The 22039-nt window shown below is 70.9% G+C and carries 20 protein-coding genes; 9 read left to right on the top strand and 11 right to left on the bottom strand.

All coding sequences use genetic code 11. From position 1 onward, the window contains the following. Nucleotides 1–90: 90 nt before the first annotated feature. Nucleotides 91–2169: a glycoside hydrolase family 31 protein gene (locus tag ACFY4A_RS00975; protein WP_390827618.1), complete on the top strand. Its 2079-nt coding sequence runs from the start codon at nt 91–93 to the stop codon at nt 2167–2169. 333 nt (nt 2170–2502) lie between these two features. Here ACFY4A_RS00975 and era read toward each other — a convergent pair whose 3' ends face one another. The 9 genes from era to ACFY4A_RS01020 all read right to left on the bottom strand — a co-directional run bounded on the left by era (nt 2503) and on the right by ACFY4A_RS01020 (nt 10329). Continuing rightward, the gene (era, locus tag ACFY4A_RS00980) at nt 2503–3456 is read right to left on the bottom strand and encodes a GTPase Era (protein WP_390827281.1); all 954 of its coding nucleotides are present in this window, start codon (nt 3454–3456) and stop codon (nt 2503–2505) included. Between the two features lie 228 nt (nt 3457–3684). Continuing rightward, on the bottom strand, nt 3685–4047 hold the full coding sequence (locus tag ACFY4A_RS00985; protein ID WP_390827282.1) for a cytidine deaminase: 363 nt from the start codon (nt 4045–4047) through the stop codon (nt 3685–3687). Between the two features lie 66 nt (nt 4048–4113). Next, a complete protein-coding gene (locus ACFY4A_RS00990; protein ID WP_390827283.1) occupies nt 4114–4473 on the bottom strand; it encodes an MmcQ/YjbR family DNA-binding protein in 360 nt (119 codons plus the stop codon). Further along, entirely contained in the window at nt 4470–5780 is a 1311-nt protein-coding gene (locus ACFY4A_RS00995; protein ID WP_390827284.1) for a hemolysin family protein, read from the bottom strand. Before ACFY4A_RS00995 ends, ACFY4A_RS00990 begins: the two co-directional genes overlap by 4 nt. An 8-nt stretch (nt 5781–5788) precedes the next feature. Then, entirely contained in the window at nt 5789–6286 is a 498-nt protein-coding gene (ybeY, locus tag ACFY4A_RS01000; RefSeq protein WP_390827285.1) for an rRNA maturation RNase YbeY, read from the bottom strand. Between the two features lie 12 nt (nt 6287–6298). Beyond that, a complete protein-coding gene (locus ACFY4A_RS01005) occupies nt 6299–7390 on the bottom strand; it encodes a PhoH family protein (protein WP_390827287.1) in 1092 nt (363 codons plus the stop codon). 167 nt (nt 7391–7557) lie between these two features. Continuing rightward, nucleotides 7558–8922 (bottom strand): GH1 family beta-glucosidase, encoded by a 1365-nt coding sequence (locus tag ACFY4A_RS01010; protein WP_390827288.1) that lies wholly within the window; start codon nt 8920–8922, stop codon nt 7558–7560. Nucleotides 8923–8968: 46 nt separating this feature from the next. Then, nucleotides 8969–9235, bottom strand: coding sequence for a protealysin inhibitor emfourin (locus ACFY4A_RS01015; protein ID WP_365775344.1), 267 nt, complete (start codon nt 9233–9235; stop codon nt 8969–8971). Nucleotides 9236–9255: 20 nt separating this feature from the next. Next, on the bottom strand, nt 9256–10329 hold the full coding sequence (locus ACFY4A_RS01020) for a M4 family metallopeptidase (protein ID WP_390827289.1): 1074 nt from the start codon (nt 10327–10329) through the stop codon (nt 9256–9258). 380 nt (nt 10330–10709) lie between these two features. Here ACFY4A_RS01020 and leuA point away from each other — a divergent pair, with 380 nt between their 5' ends. Further along, on the top strand, nt 10710–12431 hold the full coding sequence (gene leuA / locus ACFY4A_RS01025; protein WP_390827290.1) for a 2-isopropylmalate synthase: 1722 nt from the start codon (nt 10710–10712) through the stop codon (nt 12429–12431). A 195-nt stretch (nt 12432–12626) separates the two neighbouring features. Beyond that, entirely contained in the window at nt 12627–13325 is a 699-nt protein-coding gene (locus tag ACFY4A_RS01030) for a TerB family tellurite resistance protein (RefSeq protein ID WP_390827291.1), read from the top strand. A 14-nt stretch (nt 13326–13339) separates the two neighbouring features. On the opposite strand, the gene ACFY4A_RS01035 is transcribed toward ACFY4A_RS01030, so the two are convergent. After that, a complete protein-coding gene (locus ACFY4A_RS01035; protein ID WP_390827292.1) occupies nt 13340–13888 on the bottom strand; it encodes a GNAT family N-acetyltransferase in 549 nt (182 codons plus the stop codon). Nucleotides 13889–14206: 318 nt separating this feature from the next. Here ACFY4A_RS01035 and ACFY4A_RS01040 point away from each other — a divergent pair, with 318 nt between their 5' ends. From ACFY4A_RS01040 to ACFY4A_RS01065, 6 genes are all read left to right on the top strand, one after another. Continuing rightward, the gene (locus ACFY4A_RS01040; RefSeq protein ID WP_390827619.1) at nt 14207–14977 is read left to right on the top strand and encodes an SCO2525 family SAM-dependent methyltransferase; all 771 of its coding nucleotides are present in this window, start codon (nt 14207–14209) and stop codon (nt 14975–14977) included. Nucleotides 14978–15032: 55 nt separating this feature from the next. Then, entirely contained in the window at nt 15033–16877 is a 1845-nt protein-coding gene (locus tag ACFY4A_RS01045) for an SCO2524 family protein (protein ID WP_390827293.1), read from the top strand. Between the two features lie 3 nt (nt 16878–16880). Next, the gene (locus tag ACFY4A_RS01050) at nt 16881–17798 is read left to right on the top strand and encodes an SCO2523 family variant P-loop protein (protein ID WP_390827294.1); all 918 of its coding nucleotides are present in this window, start codon (nt 16881–16883) and stop codon (nt 17796–17798) included. Further along, a complete protein-coding gene (locus ACFY4A_RS01055; RefSeq protein ID WP_390827295.1) occupies nt 17795–18757 on the top strand; it encodes an SCO2522 family protein in 963 nt (320 codons plus the stop codon). The genes ACFY4A_RS01050 and ACFY4A_RS01055 overlap by 4 nt, the downstream gene beginning before the upstream one ends. Before the next feature lies 1 nt (nt 18758). Next, nucleotides 18759–19748: an SCO2521 family protein gene (locus tag ACFY4A_RS01060; RefSeq protein WP_390827296.1), complete on the top strand. Its 990-nt coding sequence runs from the start codon at nt 18759–18761 to the stop codon at nt 19746–19748. Between the two features lie 95 nt (nt 19749–19843). Continuing rightward, nucleotides 19844–21043 carry a hypothetical protein gene (locus ACFY4A_RS01065; protein WP_390827297.1) on the top strand — a complete coding sequence of 400 codons (1200 nt, stop codon included), beginning with the start codon at nt 19844–19846 and terminating at the stop codon, nt 21041–21043. Between the two features lie 40 nt (nt 21044–21083). Here the strand turns inward: ACFY4A_RS01065 and ACFY4A_RS01070 are convergent, their stop codons facing one another. Then, nucleotides 21084–22019: a dihydrodipicolinate synthase family protein gene (locus ACFY4A_RS01070; protein WP_390827298.1), complete on the bottom strand. Its 936-nt coding sequence runs from the start codon at nt 22017–22019 to the stop codon at nt 21084–21086. Between the last annotated feature and the right edge of the window lie 20 nt (nt 22020–22039).

Below are 22039 nucleotides of genomic sequence, written 5' to 3' on the forward strand. Positions count from 1 at the left end.
ACCGAACACGATGAGGCAAGCAGCCTCCGGCCTCCTGACTCCCTCCGTCGAAGGACATGCGTCGTGCGCAGACCATCACGCAGACCCGGACTGCTCCTCGCCGCTTCCGGCCTTGTCCTCGCGCTGCCCGTCGCGTTGACCGCGCCGGAACCGGCCCAGGCGCGGGCACGGACCGGGCCCGGCCCCGACCGGCACGCGCCCCGGTTCACCCAGTCCGCGGGTCAACTCACCTTGACCGTACCGGCGAGCCGCACCACCCCCGGTTACACAATTCGGGTGACGAGAGATCAACTCTCTTTGACGACGGCCCGTTCGGGCGGCACGGTTCTGGCCGCCGCGGGCGGTGACACCGGCGCGCTGCGCTTCCAGACCGCCGGCGGATGGCAGCACGCCACCCGAGTCACCGACTGGACCTGGCGGAACGGCACGCTCACCCTCACCGCCGCCACGACGACGGCCGGTGCCACCGTACGGGCCCGGCTCACCCCGTCCGCCGACCGCTACCGGCTCGACTGGCAGGTCCTGGGAACCGCCCCCGAACGTCTCGGCCTCGCCTACGACTTGCCGTCCTCCGGCCACTGGTACGGCCACGGCGAGACCCAGACCCCGCACGGCGGACCCGCCACCGACCAGCCCTGGCCGCTCGACAGCGGGCAGGTCGCCGACCCGGCCTTCGGGCCCGCCTCCTACTACATGGTCGACCCGTTCTGGTACACCTCCTCGGCTGCCGGACTGCACGTGGACACCGGGCACGTCATGAACGTGGCGATCAACCAGGACGAGGACGGCCTCGGCCGCTTCGACATCGAGTCCGCGGACCCCTACCGGGCCACGGTCTTCGTCGAGTCCACGCCGCTGGAGGTCTACCGCGACTACGTCGGCGTCGTGGGCAAGCCGGCCAAGAGCGACGCCACCCACCGGCAGTACGCCGAGCCGGTGTGGAACTCCTGGGCGCAGTTCTACACCCGCGTCGATCAGGCGGGGCTCGTCGGCTACGCCCAGGACCTGCACGACCACGGGATCACCGGGCACACGCTCCAGCTCGACGACAAGTGGGAGTCCGACTACGGGAACATGACCTTTGACCCGAAGGCCTACCCGGACCCCAGGGCGATGTCCCGCCGGATCCACGACCTCGGCTTCGACCTCGGCCTCTGGGTGACCCTGTGGATCAACCTGGACTCCGACCAGTACCAGTACGCCGCCGACCACGGCTATCTGCTCGGCGCCGCCGCCGACCCCGCCGAGCCGTGCCGGGTCACCTGGTGGAACGGCACCGCCGGCATCGTCGACCTCGCCAACCCGGAGGCCAGGACCTGGTACGTGGGCCGGCTCGGCAGCCTGATGAGCACCTACGGCGTCGACGGGCTGAAGTTCGACACCCGCTTCTTCGACGAGCGGTGCGCTCCCCGCCCGGGTTACGAACCCACCGACTACCAGCGCCTCGGCGCCCGGCTCGCCGACGAGTTCGACCTCCAGGGCGTCGGCATCCGCGTCCACTGGGACACCACCGCCCACCGGGCCGGGTTCGTCACCCGCCAGCTGGACAAGGGCACCGGCTGGAACTCCCTGCGGGCCGCCGTCACGCAGAACCTCGCCGTCTCCACCATCGGCTATCCCTTCGTCACCACCGACATGATCGGCGGCTCCAGCGGTCAGCCCGCCCCCACCAAGCAGGTACTGGTCCGCTGGGCCCAGGCCGCGTCACTGATGCCGCTCATGTACGCCTCCACGTCCCCCGTCGCCACCGTCGACGCGACGACCGGCAAAAAGGTGGCGTACGACGCGCAGACCGCCGCCCTCTACCGCGAGGCCATCGCCCGCCACGGCCGCCTCGCCCCCTACCTCCGGGACCAGGTCCGGCACACGCTGCGCACCGGCGACCCGATCATGCGCCCGCTCTTCTTCGACTTCCCGCACGACGAGCAGGCGTACACGATCACCGACGAGTGGATGCTGGGCCCCGCGATCCTGGCGGCCCCCCAACTGGCCGACGCCCCCAGCCGCTCCATCCACCTCCCCCCAGGCACCTGGCACGACGTGACCCACGCCCGAACCCTGCGCGGCCCCCGAACCATCCGCTCCTACACCACACCCCTGAACGTCACCCCCATCTTCATCAACCTGAACGCAAAGGAAGCGAAGGAGGCCCTACGGGCCTTGCGCTGACAGCCACCCACCCGACTCGGTGAGCGGAGAGCCCACGGCCCAGCACGGTGAAGCAGCCGAGGAACTCCGAAGGAGGCACCGGTTCGGCCAACCGAGTCGGGTGAGCGGGTGGGCAAAGCGGAGGCGCAGGGGTGGAGCCCCCGCCGGGGTCTGGGGCGGAGCCCCGGGCCCGGAACTTTCAATCCACCGAGTCGGGCGGGTGACAACGCGGGGTGCAGGTGGCGGAGCCCCGGGGCGGGACCATCTCACCCCACCGAGTCGGGCGGGTGGGTGGGAAAGCGGGGGGCCGCGGGGGCGGAGCCCCGGGGGAGAGGGGCCCTGCTCACCGAGTCGTCAGAAGCCGAGGCGGCGCAGCTGCTTGGGGTCGCGTTGCCAGTCCTTGGCGACCTTCACATGAAGGTCGAGAAACACCGGCGTCCCCAGCAACGCCTCAATGTGCTTACGGGACTTGATCCCGACCTCCTTCAGCCGCTTCCCCTTGGGCCCGATGATGATGCCCTTCTGGCTCGGCCGCTCGATGAACACGTTGGCGTGGATGTCGAGCAGCGGCTTGTCCGCCGGGCGGTCCTCGCGAGGCAGCATCTCCTCCACCACCACGGCGATGGAGTGCGGCAGCTCGTCCCGCACACCCTCCAGCGCCGCCTCCCGGATCAGCTCGGCCACCATGACCTGCTCGGGCTCGTCCGTGAGGTCGCCCTCGGGGTAGAGCGCGGGCCCCTCGGGCAGCAGCGGGACCAGCAGGTCGGCCAGCAGGTCCACCTGCTTGTTCGCCGTCGCCGACACCGGCACGATCTCCGCCCAGGTGATCCCCAGCTCCTCGCCCAGCCGGTCGATCGCGATCAGCTGCTCGGCGAGTGCCTTGGAGTCCACCAGGTCCGTCTTCGTGACGATCGCGACCTTGGGCGTCTTCTTGATCCCCGCCAGTTCCTTCGCGATGAACCGGTCACCGGGCCCGATCTTCTGGTCGGCCGGCAAGCAGAAGCCGATCACGTCGACCTCGGCCCAGGTGGTCCGTACGACGTCGTTGAGCCGTTCCCCCAGCAGCGTGCGCGGCTTGTGCAGCCCCGGCGTGTCCACCAGGATCAGCTGCGCGTCCGGGCGGTGGACGATGCCCCGCACGGTGTGCCGCGTCGTCTGCGGCCGGTTCGAGGTGATCGCCACCTTCTGCCCGACCAGAGCGTTCGTGAGGGTGGACTTGCCCGCGTTGGGGCGGCCCACGAAGCAGGCGAAGCCCGCCCGATGGGCAGCTTCGACGGACTGCTCGGATGACTGGGTGCGAACGCTCATGGCGCCCATTGTCCCTGATCCACGAGCCCCGGCTGCACACGCGTCCTCAGTCGACGAGGCCCAGCCTGGCGCGGTCCCGCTGCCTGGTTGACGAGGACGGCCGAGAGGGCGCCCACGACCACCAGCGTCAGCGCGGTGCGCACCAAGTGCCGCCGAGGCCACCGCCCAGCGACTGACCCGCACCGCGCGACCATGTGCGGCCCGCCACCAGAGCCCGCCCGGCGGACCTCAGCCGTTCTCGCCCGCCGGCAGGGTGAGCCGGACGGCGCCGTCCGGTCCGGCCAGCAGTACCGGTGTTTCGGCGCCGCCCAGGTCCCGTACGGCGGCCCGGTCCTCCGGGGCGATCCCCTCCGCCTCGCTGACCACCGCCGCCGCCTCCAACGACGTCGCCCCGGACGCGACGGCCATCGCCACCGCCGTCTGGAGGGCGCTCAGCTTCAGTGAGGCGAGGTGCACCGACCCGGCGACGTACGTGCGCCCCGTCTCGTCGCGTACGGCCGCGCCTTCCGGCACACCGTTGCGGGCCCGGGCCGAACGGGCCAGAGTGACGATCTTGAGGTCCTCGGGATCAAGCGCGTTGGTCTCGTTCATGCCCCGAGCATAGGAGCCGCCCCGGCGGCCGCCGAGATCACCCCGGCGGCCGCGGAGTCCGGGTGCTCACGCCCGGTCGAGACGGAGCCGGTCCGCGCGGGGCAGGCCCGCCACGACCAGGTCGTAGGAGTCCTCGACGAGTTCGCGGACCAGGCGGTCCGGGAGCCCGGCGTCGACCGTGACCGTGTTCCAGTGGCGCTTGTGCATGTGCCAGCCGGGGACGATCAGGCCCTCGTACTCGGCGCGCAGCCGGATCGCGTCCTCCGGGTCGCACTTGAGGTTGACCTTCAGCGGGCGGGAGTCCAGGGCCGACAGGGCGAACAGCTTGCCCTTGACCTTGAACACCGAGGTCTCCGGGTTGAAGGGGAAGTCCTCCACCACCGCGTTGAACGACAGGCACAGGGCGCGCAGCTCCTCGGGACTCATTCCGGCTTCCCCTTCCCGTCCCCGGTGGGCGCCGCCGGGCCCACCGGCTCCGCGAGCACGGTCACGATCTTGTTCCGGCGGCCGGCCGCGGCCTCCGCCGTCAGCCGCAGCTCCCGGCCGTCGGGCAGCTCCACGACCGACGACGCGCCCGCGATGGGAACCCGGCCCAGGGCCTTGGCGAGCAGCCCGCCGACCGTCTCCACGTCCTCGTCGTCGTACTCCTCCAGGCCGTACAGCTCGCCCAGGTCCGTGATGTCCAGGCGCGCGGTGACGCGGTAGCGGTCGTCGCCGAGCGGCTCCACCGGCGGCAGCTCACGGTCGTACTCGTCGGTGATCTCGCCGACGATCTCCTCGAGGATGTCCTCGATGGTGACGATGCCGGCCGTGCCGCCGTACTCGTCGATGACGACGGCGACGTGGTTGCGCTGCTTCTGCATCTCGCGCAGCAGGTCGTCGGCGTTCTTCGTGTCCGGAACGAAGACGGCCGGACGCATCGCCGTCGACACCAGCTCGCTCTCGGCGTCCCGGTTGATGTGCGTCTTGCGGGCCAGGTCCTTCAGATAGACGATCCCGACGATGTCGTCCTCGCTCTCGCCGGTGACCGGAATCCGCGAGAAGCCGGAGCGCAGCGCCAGCGTGAGGGCCTGGCGGATGGTCTTGTACCGCTCGATCACCACCAGGTCGGTGCGCGGCACCATGACCTCGCGCACGAGGGTGTCCCCGAGTTCGAAGACCGAGTGCACCATGCGCCGCTCCTCGTCCTCGATCAGCGACTCCTGCTCGGCCAGGTCGACCAGGGCGCGCAGTTCCGCCTCGGAGGCGAACGGGCCGCGCCGGAACCCCTTGCCGGGGGTCAGCGCGTTGCCGATGAGGATCAGCAGCGACGGGATCGGGCCCAGCACCCGGGCGAGCGGCACCAGCGCGTATGCCGCCACGGTCGCCGTGTTCAGCGGGTGCTGGCGGCCGATGGTGCGCGGGGAGACCCCGACGGCCACGTACGAGACGAGCACCATGACCGCGATGGCGACGACGAGCGCCTGGGCCGTGCCGGAGAACGCCTCCAGACAGGCGTAGGTGACCAGCGCCGCCGCCGCCATCTCGCAGGTCACGCGCACCAGCAGCGCCAGGTTGAGGTAGCGGGTCGGGTCGGCGGCGACCTGGGCCAGCTTGGCGCTGCCGCGGCGGCCCGACTTCACGGCCTCCTCGGCACGGAAGCTGGACACCCGTGCCAGGCCCGCCTCCGCGCAGGCGGCGAGCCAGGCGGCGACGACGAGCGCGATCGCGCCGACGACGATCTGAGGGCTCATGGGCGGGCTTACGAGACGGTGGGCGCCGGGGACGGGCCGCGCAGGCCCCGCTCCGCGCGCCAGCCGTCCACGATCGCTGCCTGCAGACCGAACATCTCGGCCTTCTCGTCCGGCTCCTCGTGGTCGTAGCCGAGCAGGTGCAGCACGCCGTGGACGGTGAGCAGCTGGAGCTCCTCGTCCATGGAGTGCTGCGTCGGGGCCTCGGCACCCTGCTTCGCGGCGACCTCGGGACACAGCACGATGTCGCCGAGGAGGCCCTGCGGGGGCTCGTCGTCGTCCTTGGACGGCGGCCGCAGCTCGTCCATGGGGAAGGACATGACATCCGTGGGCCCCGGCAGGTCCATCCACTGGACGTGCAGCTGCTCCATGGCGTCGGCGTCCACGACGATCACCGAGAGCTCGGAGAGCGGGTGGATGCGCATCCGGGTGAGTGCGTAGCGGGCGATGTCGAGGATCGCCCGCTCGTCGACCTCGCTTCCCGACTCGTTGTTGACGTCGATCGACATGGTGGTGCTGGTCTACTTCCCCTTGTGCCCGTGTCCGTGCGCGTGCCCGGCCCTGCCGTGGCCGCCGGTCCTGGGCGCGCCGTTCTCGGTGCCGTGCTTGCTGTCGTACTTCTCGTACGCGTCGACGATACGGCCCACGAGCTTGTGCCGTACGACGTCGTGCGACGACAGCCAGGAGAAGTGGACGTCCTCGACCCCCTCCAGGATCTCCTGCACCTGCCGCAGCCCGGACTTCTGGCCGTTGGGCAGGTCCACCTGGGTGACGTCACCCGTGATGACGATCTTCGAGTCGAAGCCGAGCCGGGTGAGGAACATCTTCATCTGCTCGGGGCTGGTGTTCTGGGCCTCATCCAGGATGATGAAGGCGTCGTTGAGGGTGCGGCCGCGCATGTAGGCGAGCGGCGCGACCTCGATCGTCCCCGCCGCCATCAGACGCGGGATGGAATCCGGGTCGATCATGTCGTGCAGCGCGTCGTACAGCGGGCGCAGGTACGGGTCGATCTTCTCGTACAGCGTGCCGGGCAGGAAGCCCAGTCGCTCGCCGGCCTCGACCGCCGGGCGGGTCAGGATGATGCGGTTGACCTGCTTGGACTGCAGGGCCTGCACCGCCTTGGCCATGGCCAGGTAGGTCTTGCCGGTACCGGCGGGGCCGATGCCGAAGACGACCGTGTGCTTGTCGATCGCGTCGACGTACCGCTTCTGGTTGAGCGTCTTGGGGCGGATCGTGCGGCCGCGGGAGGACAGGATGTTCTGGGTCAGGACCTCGGCGGGGGTCTCGTGGCCGTCGCTCTCGCCGTTCTCGCTCGCCTTGAGCATGGCGATGGAGCGTTCCACTGCGTCCTCCGTCATCGGCTGCCCGGTGCGGAGCACCAGCATCATCTCGTCGAACACGCGCTGGACCAGGGCGACGTCCGCCGGATCGCCGACCGCGCTGATCTCATTGCCCCGGACATGGATGTCGGCCCCCGGGAAGGCCTTCTCGATCACGCGCAGGAGAGAGTCGCCGGACCCCAGGACGGTCACCATGGGGTGCTGGGCGGGGACGGTGAACTGTGCTCTGGCCTGCCCCTGCGCGGGGGTCTTGGCTGCGGGTGTCTGAGTCATGGGCCGGCGCTGAAGGCCTGCGGTTCCTCCTCGTCACGGCCGCACAAGTGTGGGCGGCCTCGCGCTTCCAGGGTACGACGGGGGAGTGACAACGCCGTAGGGCTTTTCGGCGACCCCGGAGCGCGACTCCAGGCGGCCTCGGCGCCCTGGGCGGCCCCGGAACGGGATCAGTCCGGCACGAGGGACGCGACGGCCCCCGTCCCCGGTCCCCGCTGGGCCCGCAGCAGGTCCCGGAACCAGCGGTAGGACGCCTTCGGGGTGCGCTCCAGGGTCTCGTAGTCGACGTGCACCAGGCCGAACCGGCGGGCGAGGCCTTCCGCCCACTCCCAGTTGTCCAGCAGCGACCACACGAAGTAGCCGCGAACGTCCACGCCCGCCTCCAGGGCCCGGTGCAGGGCGCGGATGTGTCCGTCCAGGTAGGCGATGCGGTCCTGGTCGTCGAGGCCCTCGTAGGAGCACCCGTTCTCGGTGATGACGACGGGCGGGAGCCGGTCGCCGTAGCGGTCGCGGAAGCCGGTCAGCAGCTCGGTCAGCCCCTCCGGGGCCACGGGCCAGCCGAAGTCCGTGACCGGACGGTCCTCGATCTCCCGTACCGAGAAGGGCAGTTCGGCGGGCAGGGCGACACCGCCGAACTCGATCTCCTCGCCGCGCGGAGCGCCCACCCGCGTCGGGGCGTAGTAGTTGACGCCGTACCAGTCCAGGGGCTCCGCGATGACCTTCAGATCCGAGTCGACGTGCTCGGCGGAACCGGGCATCAGCTCGCCCAGCCCCTCGGGGTACCGGCCGAGCAGCAGCGGGTCGGCGAACAGGCGGTGCAGCAGCAGGTCGTAGAAGCCGGCCGCCTCGACGTCCGCCTGCTCCCCGGACGCCGGCCAGACGGGCCCGTGCGAGTTGGCGATACCGATGTCCGTGGCCCCGGCCGCGCGCAGCGCCCGGACCGCCAGGCCGTGGGCGAGCAGTTGGTGGTGGGCGGCCGGAAGCGCGTCGAACAGCAGCCGCTTCCCCGGTGCGTGCACGCCCAGGGCATGGCCGAGCAGGGTGTGCTCGGCGGGCTCGTTGAGCGTGATCCACTTCGCCACGCGGTCGCCCAGGCGTTCGGCGACCACCGACACGTGGTCGGCGAACCGCGCGGCCGTGTCCCTCTCCAGCCAGTCCAGCCGGGCCGGCAGGTCCCAGTGGAAGAGGGTCGGGACCGGGCGGACGCCGGCCGCGCACAGGTCGTCGACCAGGCGGTCGTAGAAGTCCAGGCCGCCGGGGGAGTTCACCCGGGGCCAGGAGACGGAGAAGCGGTACGCGTCCACGCCGAGGCCGGCCAGCAGTGCCACGTCCTCACGGTGGCGGTGGTAGTGGTCGCAGGCCACCGCCGCCGTCGAGCCGTCCTTGACCCGTCCCGGCTCGGCCGAGAACGTGTCCCACACGGACGGCTCGCGCCGGTCGACCGCGCCCTCGATCTGGTGGGCCGAGGTGGACACGCCCCACAGGAAGCCGGCCGGGAACCGGGGTATCGGGTTCGTCGCCACGCGCGAGACCATCCTCACCGTCGGTAACGGAAGTCGACGCCCGAGCGGGAAAAGGGCCTCACGCGCCCTCCTTGAGCACTCGGGAGATGAGCTCGCGCTGCTCCCCGGTCAGCCGGGGATCGGCCGCGTACACCGTCCGGCCGTCCACGGTGATCTCGTAGCTGAAGCCGTCGGGCACCCCGGCCGGCGGCGCGGCCCTGCCGGCGGCCAGCGCCCGCTCGGCCAGCTCCCGCCACTGCGGGGCGTCGGGCCGCCCCGAGACGTCCACCTCGGCGCGGCGCTCGATGCCCGCGAACCCTCCTGTGCGCCTCACTCGAATCCGCATGGTCCGTGTCTAGTACGGAACTACAGCGTCCGCACCCCTACCTGTTCCCAGGCCTTCCGCACGGCCTCGAGTTCGCCGCCGTCGGCGCCGTACCGCTCCCGCGCGGCCCGCACGGTGAGCGTGGCGAAGTCCGTGAACTGCGCGTCCTCGTGCAGCTCGCCGCCGGTCAGCACGTCGTACCAGAGCTGTCCCGCCTTCTCCCAGGCGTGGCCGCCGAGTGCGGTGGCGACCAGGTAGAAGGCGTGGTTGGGGATGCCGGAGTTGATGTGGACGCCGCCGTTGTCGCTGCCGGTGTGGACGTAGTGGTCCATGGTGGCCGGCTGCGGGTCCTTGCCGAGCACGTCGTCGTCGTACGCCGTGCCGGGGGCCTTCATGGAGCGCAGCGCGGTGCCGCTGACGCCCGGGGCGAGCAGCCCGGCGCCGATCAGCCAGTCGGCCTCGGTGGCGGTCTGGCCGAGCGTGTACTGCTTGATCAGCGAGCCGAAGACGTCGGAGAGCGACTCGTTGAGCGCGCCGGACTGCCCGAAGTAGGCCAGGTTGGCGGTGTGCTGGGTGACGCCGTGGGTCAGCTCGTGGCCGATGACGTCGACCGGGATGGTGAAGTCCAGGAAGATCTCGCCGTCGCCGTCGCCGAACACCATCTGCTCGCCGTTCCAGAAGGCGTTGTTGTACTTCTCGTCGTAGTGCACGGTCGCGTCCAGCGGCAGGCCGCTGCCGTCGATGGAGTCGCGCCGGTAGGCCGTGAGGTACAGCTCGAAGGTGGCGCCGAGGCCGGCGTAGGCGCGGTTGACCGTGGCGTCCCCGCCGGGCTCCTCGCCCTCGCCGCGCACCTTCCGCCCGGGCAGGTCGGTGCCGTGCCGGGCGTCGTAGACGGTGCGGTGCGGCTGCCCGTCCCGCTTGCCCGCGGGCGCGGCGACGGCGGGTGCGCCGATGACGGTCGTCAGCCGCCGCCGGGTGCGCTCGAAGGCGTCGCGTTCCAGCGTCCGGCGGGCGGGTCCGGCGAGCGCGGGGTCCTCGTTGCGTGCGAGGCGGTCGAGGACGTGCGGCGGCACGATGGTGCAGAAGACGGGCTCGAAGCCCCCGTTGGTCGTCATACCAGGAACAATTGCACTCTGTGGTCGCGCTGTCACCACCCGCAACCGTGATTGGTGAAATATCGGGCGACGAGCCCGCCCTTCCGTCGCGAAGTGATAGGTGTTCGCGGCGGAGAAGCCTGAAGGGGATGACGCCGCGTGACATCGCGCACTTTTTGCCCTGTTTGCCCCTTCGGTTTCGCATACTGGGACGGGTCCGCGCATCCGGCGCGGCTCGGCTAGGCTGCGCAGCATCATGCGTTTCGGGCTGCTTCTCCTTAGCTGCCGCGGCGAGGGCCTGTAGTCGAGGCCGACCCCCTCCCCGCGGAGTTCGGCGTTGCGCCGTCGGCCGTTCTCCGGCACCCGCGGACCCGCGGACTTTTCGAGGAGCCCACGCAAACATGGTCAACCGCCAGCAGCCCAGTTCCATGCCGATCCACAAGTACGGCCGCTACGAGCAGGTCGACATCCCCGACCGCACCTGGCCCGGCCGCCGGATCACCGTCGCCCCCCGCTGGCTCTCCACGGACCTGCGCGACGGCAACCAGGCCCTGATCGACCCGATGTCGCCCGAGCGCAAGCGCCGGATGTTCGACCAGCTGGTCAAGATGGGCTACAAGGAGATCGAGGTCGGCTTCCCGGCCTCGGGGCAGACCGACTTCGACTTCGTGCGCTCGATCATCGAGGAAGAGGGCGCGATCCCCGAGGACGTCACGATCTCCGTACTGACCCAGGCCCGCGAGGACCTGATCGAGCGGACCGTGGAGTCCCTGAAGGGCGCCCGGCGCGCCACCGTCCACCTCTACAACGCCACCGCCCCGGTCTTCCGCCGGGTCGTCTTCCGCGGCTCCAGGGACGACATCAAGCAGATCGCCGTCGACGGCACCCGCCTGGTGATGGAGTACGCCGAGAAACTGCTGGGCCCCGAGACGGAGTTCGGCTACCAGTACAGCCCCGAGATCTTCACCGACACCGAGCTGGACTTCGCCCTGGAGGTCTGCGAGGCGGTCATGGACGTGTACCAGCCGGGCCCGGGCCGTGAGATCATCCTCAACCTGCCCGCCACGGTGGAGCGTTCGACACCGTCGACGCACGCGGACCGCTTCGAGTGGATGCACCGCAACCTGTCCCGCCGCGAGTACGTCTGCCTGTCCGTCCACCCGCACAACGACCGCGGTACGGCCGTCGCCGCCGCCGAGCTGGCGCTGATGGCCGGCGCCGACCGCGTCGAGGGCTGCCTGTTCGGGCAGGGCGAGCGCACCGGCAACGTCGACCTGGTCACCCTGGGCATGAACCTGTTCTCGCAGGGCGTCGACCCGCAGATCGACTTCTCCGACATCGACGAGATCCGCCGCACGTGGGAGTACTGCAACCAGATGGAGGTCCACCCGCGCCACCCGTACGTGGGCGACCTGGTCTACACGTCCTTCTCCGGCTCCCACCAGGACGCCATCAAGAAGGGCTTCGACGCCATGGAGTCCGACGCGAAGGCCAGGGGCGTCACGGTCGACGACATCGAGTGGGCGGTGCCGTACCTGCCCATCGACCCCAAGGACGTCGGCCGCTCCTACGAGGCCGTCATCCGCGTCAACTCGCAGTCCGGCAAGGGCGGTGTCGCCTACGTCCTGAAGAACGACCACAAGCTGGACCTGCCGCGCCGGATGCAGATCGAGTTCTCGAAGATCATCCAGGCGAAGACGGACGCCGAGGGCGGCGAGGTCACGCCGAAGGAGATCTGGGCGGCCTTCCAGGACGAGTACCTGCCGAACCCGGAGAACCCCTGGGGCCGCATCCAGGTCAGGACCGGCCAGTCGACGACGGACACCGACGGGGTCGACACCCTCACCGTCGAGGCCACCGTCGACGGCGAGGACACCGTCCTCACCGGCACCGGCAACGGTCCGATCTCGGCCTTCTTCGACGCCCTGCACTCCATCGGCGTCGACGTACGCCTGCTGGACTACCAGGAGCACACGATGAGCGAGGGCGCCTCCGCCCAGGCCGCCTCGTACATCGAATGCGCGATCGACGACAAGGTCCTGTGGGGGATCGGCATCGATGCGAACACGACACGTGCGTCGCTGAAGGCCGTCGTCTCGGCCGTCAACCGCGCAGCGCGCTGACCGCTCTGAGTGGCGCTTTCGGGGCCCCGGCCGCCTGCTGAGGCGGCCGGGGCCCCGTCGTGTGCCCGGCGAGTATCGGCCAGCCGGCGACGCAGGTCACGGAAAGGTCTCGTCCGGGGTGCTGACTGCACCTCGACAATGTGGCTAACATCACGCCAGCACGGCGATGCTGCCGTGCCGTTACGGAGGTGGGACGTGCTGCCAGTACGGGGACGAAACGGCCGTGTCACCAGGCTTGCCCGGCTGCTGGGCACCCGCACCGCGTGGACGCCGGTCGGCGACGGCGAGTTCTTCTGCCCCGGCTGCGGCGGGGACCGCAACTACCAGCGTCTGACCGGGCGGCGGCGCTTCACCGTCCTCGGCGTACCGCTGCTGCCGCGCGGCACGACCGGGCCGGTCGTCGAGTGCGCCGCCTGCGGCGGCCACTTCGGCACGGACGTCCTGGACCACCCGACGACCACGCGCTTCTCCGCGATGCTCCGCGACGCCGTGCACACCGTCGCCCTGGCGGTGCTCTCCGCGGGCGGAACCGGCTCCCGTACGGCCCTGGAGACCGCCGCGGCCACGGTCCGCGCGGCCGGCCTGGCCGACTGCACCGAGGAGCAGCTGGCCGCCCTGGTCGAGGCGCTGGCCGCGGACACCGGGCGCGCCTACGACGTCCATCCGTGCGGCGCGGGCCTGGCCATAGAGCTGCACGAGGCCCTCGACCCGCTCGCCCCGCACCTGGCCCCCGCGGGCCGGGAGTCGATCCTCCTCCAGGCCGCCCGCATCGCCCTGGCCGACGGCCCCTACACCCCCGCCGAGCACGACACCCTCAGCACCGTCGGCGCGGCCCTGACCATCTGCACCGACGACGTGACCCGCCTCCTGGCGGAGGCCCGAACACCGTCGTGACGGGGCCCGGCGGCTCAGTGGCCCCGGTCGAGTTCCAACCGCATCACCCTGCGGTCCATGCCGGGGCCGAAGTAGTCCCGGCGCAGGCCGGCGTCGGGTTCCTCCGGGCGGAAGCCGAGCGACCAGTAGAGCAGGAAGGCGGCACGGTTGGCGGGTTCCACGGTGAGCCGGACCTGTTCGACACCGCTCCGGCGCAGCCGTGCCAGGGCCGCCACCATCAGCTCCCGGCCCAGCCCGTGGCGGCGGCGGTCGTGTGTCACGCACAGGCCCAGGACCCAGCTGTCCGTGCCGAGTGCCGTGGTGGCGGCCAGAACATAGCCGTGCAGGCGGCCCTCGCCGTCGTCGAGAACCAGGAAGTGCTCCGCGTACATGTCGTAGAGCTGACGCAGCAGGAAGCCGGGATAGGCGACCTCCCGGAAGACCTCCTCGTCGAGCCGTCGCAGTTCGGGCAGGTCGGACTCCCGTGCCGTCCGCAGCACCAGCGGCAGGGGGCCCGGGGGCGGCACCGGTGCCGTGAGCTGCTCTTGGCGGTCCGAGGAGCGTTCCAGCGGTTCGGCGGTCATGCCACCCCCAGTCAGGACGTGCGGACGTCAACGCGACGGGCACCGGCTCGAACACCCGAAGGAATGAGGCTCAAGGTGGCGGCCGGTCGTTCGTTCTGACTAGAGTGAGCGCCCAACTCGTGCTGTTCAAGGGCGAGTTCGGATGTGCTCCCAGCTGTGCTGCCGTGCGCCCGAGCGCACCCCTCACATGGGGATGGGCGTATTCCCGGCTGTCTGCGCGCGCCGCCGTGGCCTACCGTGCGAGGAAAGACGTTGCCACTTCATTCGCCGAACTCCTCGGGGCTCGGCACACGGCATACGGACCTTCCCGGAAAACGAATGGAACACGGCAGGGTGACTATGGATCGCAACGCTGACGCACCGTGGTCGAAGTTCGATCCAGAGGTGTACGTCGACGACAATTACCGGACGCCCCTCGAAGTAGATCTGCTGATCGTTCGGTTGCTGCGCGACTATTTCAGCCGTTGTTTCGCCGGAGGCGCCTCCGATTCGGTGCGGGGTGTCGACGTCGGTGCCGGTGCGAACCTCTACCCCGCGCTTTCCATGCTGCCCTGGTGCGAAAAGATCCTCCTGCTCGAGTACGCGCGTCCGAACGTCGAGTACCTGGAGAGGCAGATCGCTCCCGGAGGGCTCGACGTGGCGTGGGACGCGTTCTGGGACGTGCTCCGGGAAGCTCCGGCCTACCGCGGGATCGAACCGAGGAGCCGGGTCGGCGAGATCGTCCGGGTGGAGCGTGGCAACCTGTTCGACCTCGACGGACAGCGGCGCTGGGACATCGGGACGATGTTCTTCGTCGCCGACTCGATGTCCGAGTGCGCCGACGAGTTCCGGCGCGGAGTGCGCTGCTTCATGAACGCGCTGAATGAGGGCGCTCCGTTCGCCGTCGCGTTCATGAAGGAGTCGGTCGGTTACCACGTGGGCGAGCATCGCTACCCGGCCTATCGGGTGAATGAGGACCGGGCCGGGGAGAGCCTGCAGCGGTACTCCACGGAGTTGAAGATCCATGATCTGCACCACATGGTGCGGCCGGGCCACGAGGGAATGCTTCTGGCCCTGGGGCGGCGGAATTCGGAGATTGCCGTCCCGTAGGAACGGGGACCATGTCTGCACACAGGGCAACGAGATCTGTACGAGGGGTGCGGGGATGCAGATCAAGCCACGCCAGCATCTTCTGGACATCTGGCGCGCCACGGCCCGCCATTCGTTCGACGACGGGAAGCTGGTCTGGGGGGACACCGACGGGCTGAGCAGCGTCGCCGACGCGGAGCGACTGCTCTGCCTGCTGTACCCCGCCACCGAGATCCCCGCCTTCCGCCTCGACCAGCCGGACACCACCGAGCGGGACGTCCTGCGCGCGTTGGAGGGCGTCGGTAGCCGACTGGAGATCCCGCCCAACCTGGTCACCGCACTGACCCAGTTCATGCGCACCCACACGGGCCCGGACGACAGTCCCACCTTCGCCGGCGGCCACTACTTCAAGCCCGCCGACCCGTTAGGTGAACTGACGTACGAGCAGAGCCAGTTGGGCGTGGTCGACTCCTACTCCATGTCCGTCACGCTCTGTCTCGCCACGCTCGGGTTCCTCAAGGTCTACGAGGGCACCACGACCCGCCCCGAGCTACGCAGAGCGGTCGCCGAACTGAGGGAGGCCACGAAGACCCGGCTGACCGCCGCGATGATCAGCCTGTTGCGCTCCTTCACCGTCAACGTCTTCGACGCCGAGTCCGAACAGGGCCGACGGCTGATCCAGGTCATCGGGCAGCGCAGACAGTCCGACCGGGCCGTCCTCCAGCAGTTCTCCCGCCGGTTCCGCCCCCTGCGCGCCACGATCATCGAAAGCCTCACGCGCGGCATCCAGGTCGACGAGAGCATCCGGGACGAGAGCCAGCTCTTCGAGTGCGGTTGGGCCTGGGGCGTGGTGCAGGACGCGCCGAAGATCACGGACCTGGACGTCCAGGTCCCCGGCCAGCCCGACGGCATCGCCGACCGGCTGCCCTACGTCTACTTCACCGTGGCCGCCCTCGACGGTATCCAGGACCTGTTCTCCGAGCGCACACTCACCCTGGGTCTGCTCGATGCCGACCAGCAGAAACTCGCCGAGGCGCTGCGTCTGCGCTGGGAGCTCAGCCAGCAGTACTGGTCGGCTGTCGCCCGATTCGGCGCCGACCGCTGGCCACTGGAGGACCTCCCGTGGCAGACGACCGGCCTGCGGCTGGAGTCCGAGTACTTCTCCCTGACGGTCGCGGCCATCCTCGTCCACGATCTGGTCCGCCGGAAGGCGACCGACGACGACCTCACCCGCACCGTCGCCGTCATGGAGCGCCTCGCCGACCGCGGCCGGATCACCAGCCGGATGACCAGGGAGGACCCCACCATCCGGCTGCACGACCCGGGAGTCACCATGCCGCTCGCCGGGTCCGAGCGCTCCGGCGGGCTGCTTCAGTGGCGGATGACCGACTTCTCCGCACACCTCCTCAAACGGATCGTCCAACTCGCCGAGCTCTCCCGGAACATCGGCGCACAGGACCGTTTGCTGCGGCTGGCGGAGCAGGCCTTCGAACACCTGTGGAACCGGAGGATCGAGGAGGGCGAGGGTGCCGGCCTCTGGGACAACGTGAGGGCGGTCTACCCGGAGGCGCGCGACGCCCGCCGGCGCCTGTCCTGGAGCATCACCGAACGCGTCACCGAGTGCCTGGTGGCCGCCCGCAACCTGTACGAGCAGCAGCCCATCCGCAGCCCCGAACTCGCCCAGCTGGCCCGGGAACTGCTCAGCGAGGCCACCCACCTGTTCGGCAGAGAGCAACTGGAGGCGTCCGTCGCCGCCGACGGAAGCCGCAGCCGGGCGATGCGCAGCATCGAGAATCGCCTGGACCACGCGCGCAGCCTGGTCGACGACCGGCCCGCCACCGCCTTCGCGCTGGCCCTGCCCGTGCTCCAGGAACTGGACACTCTGGCCCAGGCCAGAGGCGCCGCCGCGCAGGAGGTGTGACCCGTGCTCGTCTTCGCCGCCTCCGACAAGGGAGGCACGGGGCGCTCGGTGACCAGCGCCAACCTGGCCTACCAGCGTGCCCTCACCGGAGACCACGTGGCCTACGTGGACTTCGACTTCGGCTCGCCGACGGCCGCGGCCGTCTTCGATGTCCCCGGAGCGGTGCGCGGCACCGAGGAGAGGGGCCTGCACTCCTACTTGGAGGGCGAGATCAACGAGCCGGCCAGGATCGACGTCTGGCGGCAGACCGAGCACCCCTTGCTGCGCGCCCGGCCGAACCAGTCCGGCCGCCTGGTCCTGTTCCCCGGGGACGCGGGCGGCGGCGAGTTCGTCACCGGTGAGGACGTTCTGGAGCGGTGTATCGACCTCCTGGTGCGGCTGAACGGTGAGTTCGACGTGATCGTGGTGGACCTGAGCGCCGGCCGCAGTTACGCCGTGGACATGGTCCTGGCGGCGACGGCCCACCCCCGGATGCGCAACGTCCCCTTCCGCTGGCTCGTCTTCCACCGCTGGACCCGGCAGCACGTGATCGCCGCCTCGGGGCTGGTCCACAAGGAACACGGCATCATCAAGGGCGGCGTGGAGCGCGGGCACGACGAGGAGGCACTGCGGGCCGCTGTCCGCTTCGTACGGGCCGCCGTGCCCGACCCGGAGTCACCGCTGTGGTCCCAGGGCTCGCCCGCCCAGGCGGCCTGGATGCAGGCCTGCGACGAGGCGCTGCGCCGGCTCGCCGCGGAGCACCGCGTCGGCGACAGCGTCGTCCTCGGCGTCGTACCACTGGAGCCCATCCTGCAGTGGCGCGAACAGTTGATCACGGAAGAGGACGTGCTCTCCACCCAGATCGCCAACAAGGAGACCCTGGAGGCCCTGGAGGAGATCGCCCTGCGCCTGACGGACGACTCGTACTGGGGGCGGCCATGACGGAGGCAGTGTTCCGCGAGACCACCGCCGATCCACGCACCCAGGCGGTGCCGCTGTCCCATCTCTCCTTGGAACTGGGCCACCTCTACATGGAGGACTTCGAGGCCGGTCCGCAGCGCCTGCGGCAGCACTTCGCGCAGGTGCGCCCCTGGGTGGAGGCCGCGCGCGCCGCGGCGGTCCGGACCGGCGGCAGACGCCCCCGCATCAGCACCTGTTTCCTGATCGACGACTACTTCACCCGTTTCTCCAGCCCTGCCGAACTCGTCCCGCTTCTGCTGGCGGAGGCCGACCGGGCCGGGCTGGTCGTCGACTACCTGGCCCGCGAGTCCGGCTGTGCGGTGATCGGCAAGGTGCCGGTCGCCCAGGCGGTGGCGGGTCGCATCGTCGAGTCGCCGCCGCCCGGCAGCCACGGCATCCGTCCGCCGGCCGCGCAGACCGGCTGGCTGGCCAACGGCGAACGCAGCCCCGTCGCGCGCGCCCCGCAGGCGATGAAGACGGCCGCCGCCTGGCGGCCGCCCAAGGAGACTGCAGCCCGCCGCCACTCCGTCTTCCTGGACGTCGAGCTCTGGAGCGACGCCCCCGACGGACATCGCACCTGGTCCTGCCCCTTCCTCGCCGCAGTGTGGCAACTGGCCCGCCTCGGGCTGCTGCGCAACGAGGGCGAGCCCGTCTTCGTCCCGCACCCGCACACCGCTTCGCAATTCCCCGAGGACTGGGACGAGCTGCCCGCACTGATCCGGCTCAATCCCCGGGCGGACCCGTTCGCCGCCTACCGGACCTGCTCGGTGCTGCCCAACCGCTTCCTGCCCGTCGAGCACGCCGTCCGCGTCATACTCGACCAGACCGAGGTGGACCGCGAAGCGCTGAACCAGGTCGCCGAGCGGTCCGCCCACGAGGACCTGGCCGTCCCGGACTCGGTGGCCGACCGTGTCTCCTACGTCTTCTACGCGGGGCCGTGACATGGGGGGCTTCGCACCCGAGGAGACCGCGCCGCGCGCCGTACTCGCCTGCGGAGAGGTCCGGACCTGCCTGCTGCCGACCCGGCAGGCCCTGGACATCCGGGCCGCCGCCCAGCTCCTCGGGCTGCGCGTCGACGAACGCGTCCTGCTCTCCGAGCGGCCGAACCTCTACGCGCGCTCGCCCGACACCCTCACCGGGATCGACTGTCCCCTTCCCAGCGCCAACGGCGCCAGGGTCCGCGCGGTCGGCACGGTCGCCGCACGGGCCGCGCTCACCGAGGGACGCGTCCTGCAGACCTCCGCGTACTTCCATCTTCCCGCCGACGGACCCGACCAGCGGCGGCCGTGGGGCTACTACTTGGTGCGGCCCGGGGTGGTCGAGCCGTTCGGGAAGCTTCCCCAGGAAGCGGTCGCCCAGGGCGTGCTCGGCGGCGGGCGGCACGGCGAACTCGACATCGGGCTGATCGCGGACGGGCTGCTCACACGACTGCTGCGCCACCCCCTGCTCGACCAGCGTCCGCCTCTCAGGTCCCGCCCCACCCGGCTCCGCTGGGTGGCCCTGCCCGCGGCCCCGGGCGACGGTCCGTCGATCGAGCGGTTCACCCTCGTCGAGGACGAGTTGCGCACCGTGCGGCTGCGGATACCCGAGGGCACCCGCACCGCCGAGATCGCCGGGCTCTGCGACGACCTCGCCCTGCACGACTGGCTGCTCACCACGGTGGTCCGCATGCTGGACGGCATCAGTCTGGGGGCGGCGCCGCCATCCGCCCGGAACAGGGCGGGGGCGGGGGAGGACCGTCCCGCCGTTGTCAGGGCGCTGCGGCCCGCGGTCGACCACCTGCTGCATCTGTGGATGCCGCGGGCGCGGGTGGCGAAGGATCTGGCCCCGCTGTGGGAGGCCCTGGAGGAGCGGCCCGGCTTCAGCCGTCAGTGGCAGGCGATGGTGCAGCGCATCCGCGACCAGCTCACCCTGCACGCGATTCCCCCGTAGCGGGAACCCGCGAGTCCCGAGGGGCCCTGACAGGGCCGCGCACGCACATCCCCGCACGTCGACCCGATGCGTATCCCAACGGGGGGAGAAGCGAGATGAGCACGGCACAGTCACCTCAGCCCGAGAACACGGCAGGCACGCCCGGAACGGCGCACGCCTCCGGCCGCTCGAGCGGTGCGGCGGCACCCGGTCCGGCGGGCGAGCCGCGTACGCCCGGCACCCGGGACCGATTCCGGGCGGCCCTCGGAACGAACGCGCCGCACCCCGATCCGTCCCGGTGGGTGCGCCGGGTGTCGGCCGGCCTTGTCGTCGGCGCCCTCGCCTGGTGCGTCACCGCCCTGCTGAGTCCCCAGGACGGGGCGCTGCGGCACTTCCTGGTCGCCGTGTTCTGCGCCGGCGCCGCGGTGATCGTCCAGCACATCCTGGGCCTGGACCGGCTGCTGGAGGAGAACGCCCGACGGATGGAGAGCGTGCTGGCCCAGACCGCCGCCGTGCGGGAAGGTCTGCGCAGGCACGACGACGAGGTGGAATCCGGCCTGACCCGGCATGCCGAGGACATTCGGCGGCTGGTCGAGAGCCGCCTCGCCGAGGTGGACCGGGGTGCCGAACTCCATCCCCGGGTGGACCGGGTCCGCGCCGAAGGCGTGCCCGAGCTGGCCAAGAGCTTCGCCGAGGTCCTCGCGCCCGGCCCCTCGATCCTCTACACGTTCGTCCACCTGGAGATGAAGCGGGTGGTCGGACACATGGCGGACCTGACCAATCTGAGCGCGGAGTGCCCCGGCGAGAACCACGACTGGCTGCTCTCCCTCACTCGCGCCGCCGAGCAGTCCATCTGCGCCACCAGCACCTCCGTGGACCGGGAGTTCTGGAGCAGCGAGCCTGCCAGCCGCTATCTCCAGGCACAGCAGGAGGCGATCGAGGAACGCGGCGTGCCGGTGCGCCGGGTGTTCCTGCTGGAGAGCGCGCGGGAACTCGACGACCGACTGCTGCGGCTGTGCGAGGAGCAGGAACTGCTGCACATCGAGGTGCGCGTGTCGGTCCTGCCCGAACTGCCGCCACACCTCCAGCGCGGTACCACCAACGACTTCATCCTCTACGACGAGGAGGTGTCGTTCGAAATCGACCAGGATCTGCGCGACGTCAATGTCAGGACCAGGCTCATCGCGCGTCAGGACCACGTCCAGGACCGCAAGAAGCGCTTCCGGGAGCTGTGGGAGGCGGGCATGAGCGTCCGCGAACTCGAGGTACGCGTCGACGACGAGGAGGAGGGCACCTGGATGGTCCACAGGGGCTGAGCCGAGCGACGCGCGGTCCCCGCCGCCTTCCACGCTGCCCTCACACCAGGCCCGCCGCAGCCAGGAATGCCTCCACCCTTTTGATCTCCCCCGCCGACAGGGGGATCTGGGGTTCCGCCGTGACCGGGCAGCCGATGACGCCCCGCAGGTACAGCGCCGCCTTGAACGCGCCGAGCGCCGAGGAACCCGCGCCCATGCGGACGGGGTCGCCGGCACGGGTCAGGCCGAACAGGGCGCACAGGCGTTCCTGTTCGGCGCGCGCGGCGTCCCAGTCGCCCGCCCGGGCGAGCCGGTAGAGGCGGACGTAGCCGTGCGGGTCGACGTTGGCCAGACCGGGCACCGCGCCGTCGGCACCCACCGCGAGGGCGGCGTCGACGATGAGCTCGGAGCCGGTGAGCACGCTGAAGCCGGTGGTCCCGGCGCGGGCGCCGACGCCGGCGACGACCTCGCGGAAACCGCCCAGGTCCCCGCTGGAGTCCTTCAGCCCGGCCAGCACGCCGTCGGCGGCGAGCTCCAGGACGAGCTCCGCGGGGAGCCTGCCGGGCACCGAGACCGGGATGTCGTAGGCGATCACCGGGACCGGGCTGCCGGCCGCGACGCGGCGGTAGTGGCGGGCGATCTCCGCCGGGTGGGTGGGGGCGTAGAACGGGGCGGTGACGACGACGGCCTGCGCGCCCGCCGCGGTGACGGCGGCGACGTGGTCGAGCACACGCGCGGTGGTCATGTCGATCGCCCCGGCCAGGACGGGGAGCTGCCCCCCGACGTGGGCCACGACCGTCTCCACCACCTGCCGCCGCCCGCGGTCCGTCAGGAACGCCGCCTCGGACGTCGAACCGAGCAGGAACAGCCCGTGCACCCCGCCCGCCACCAGATGGTCGACCAGGGACAGCAGCGAGGGCACGTCCACCTCGCGGTCCGGGGTCAGCGGCGTGCACACGGGCGGGACGACACCGGTCAGCGGGGCGGGGAAGGTCATGAGGTCTTGTATAGTCGCCG

It is taken from the genome of Streptomyces sp. NPDC001292, assembly GCF_042896465.1.
Classification (GTDB): Bacteria; Actinomycetota; Actinomycetes; order Streptomycetales; family Streptomycetaceae; genus Streptomyces.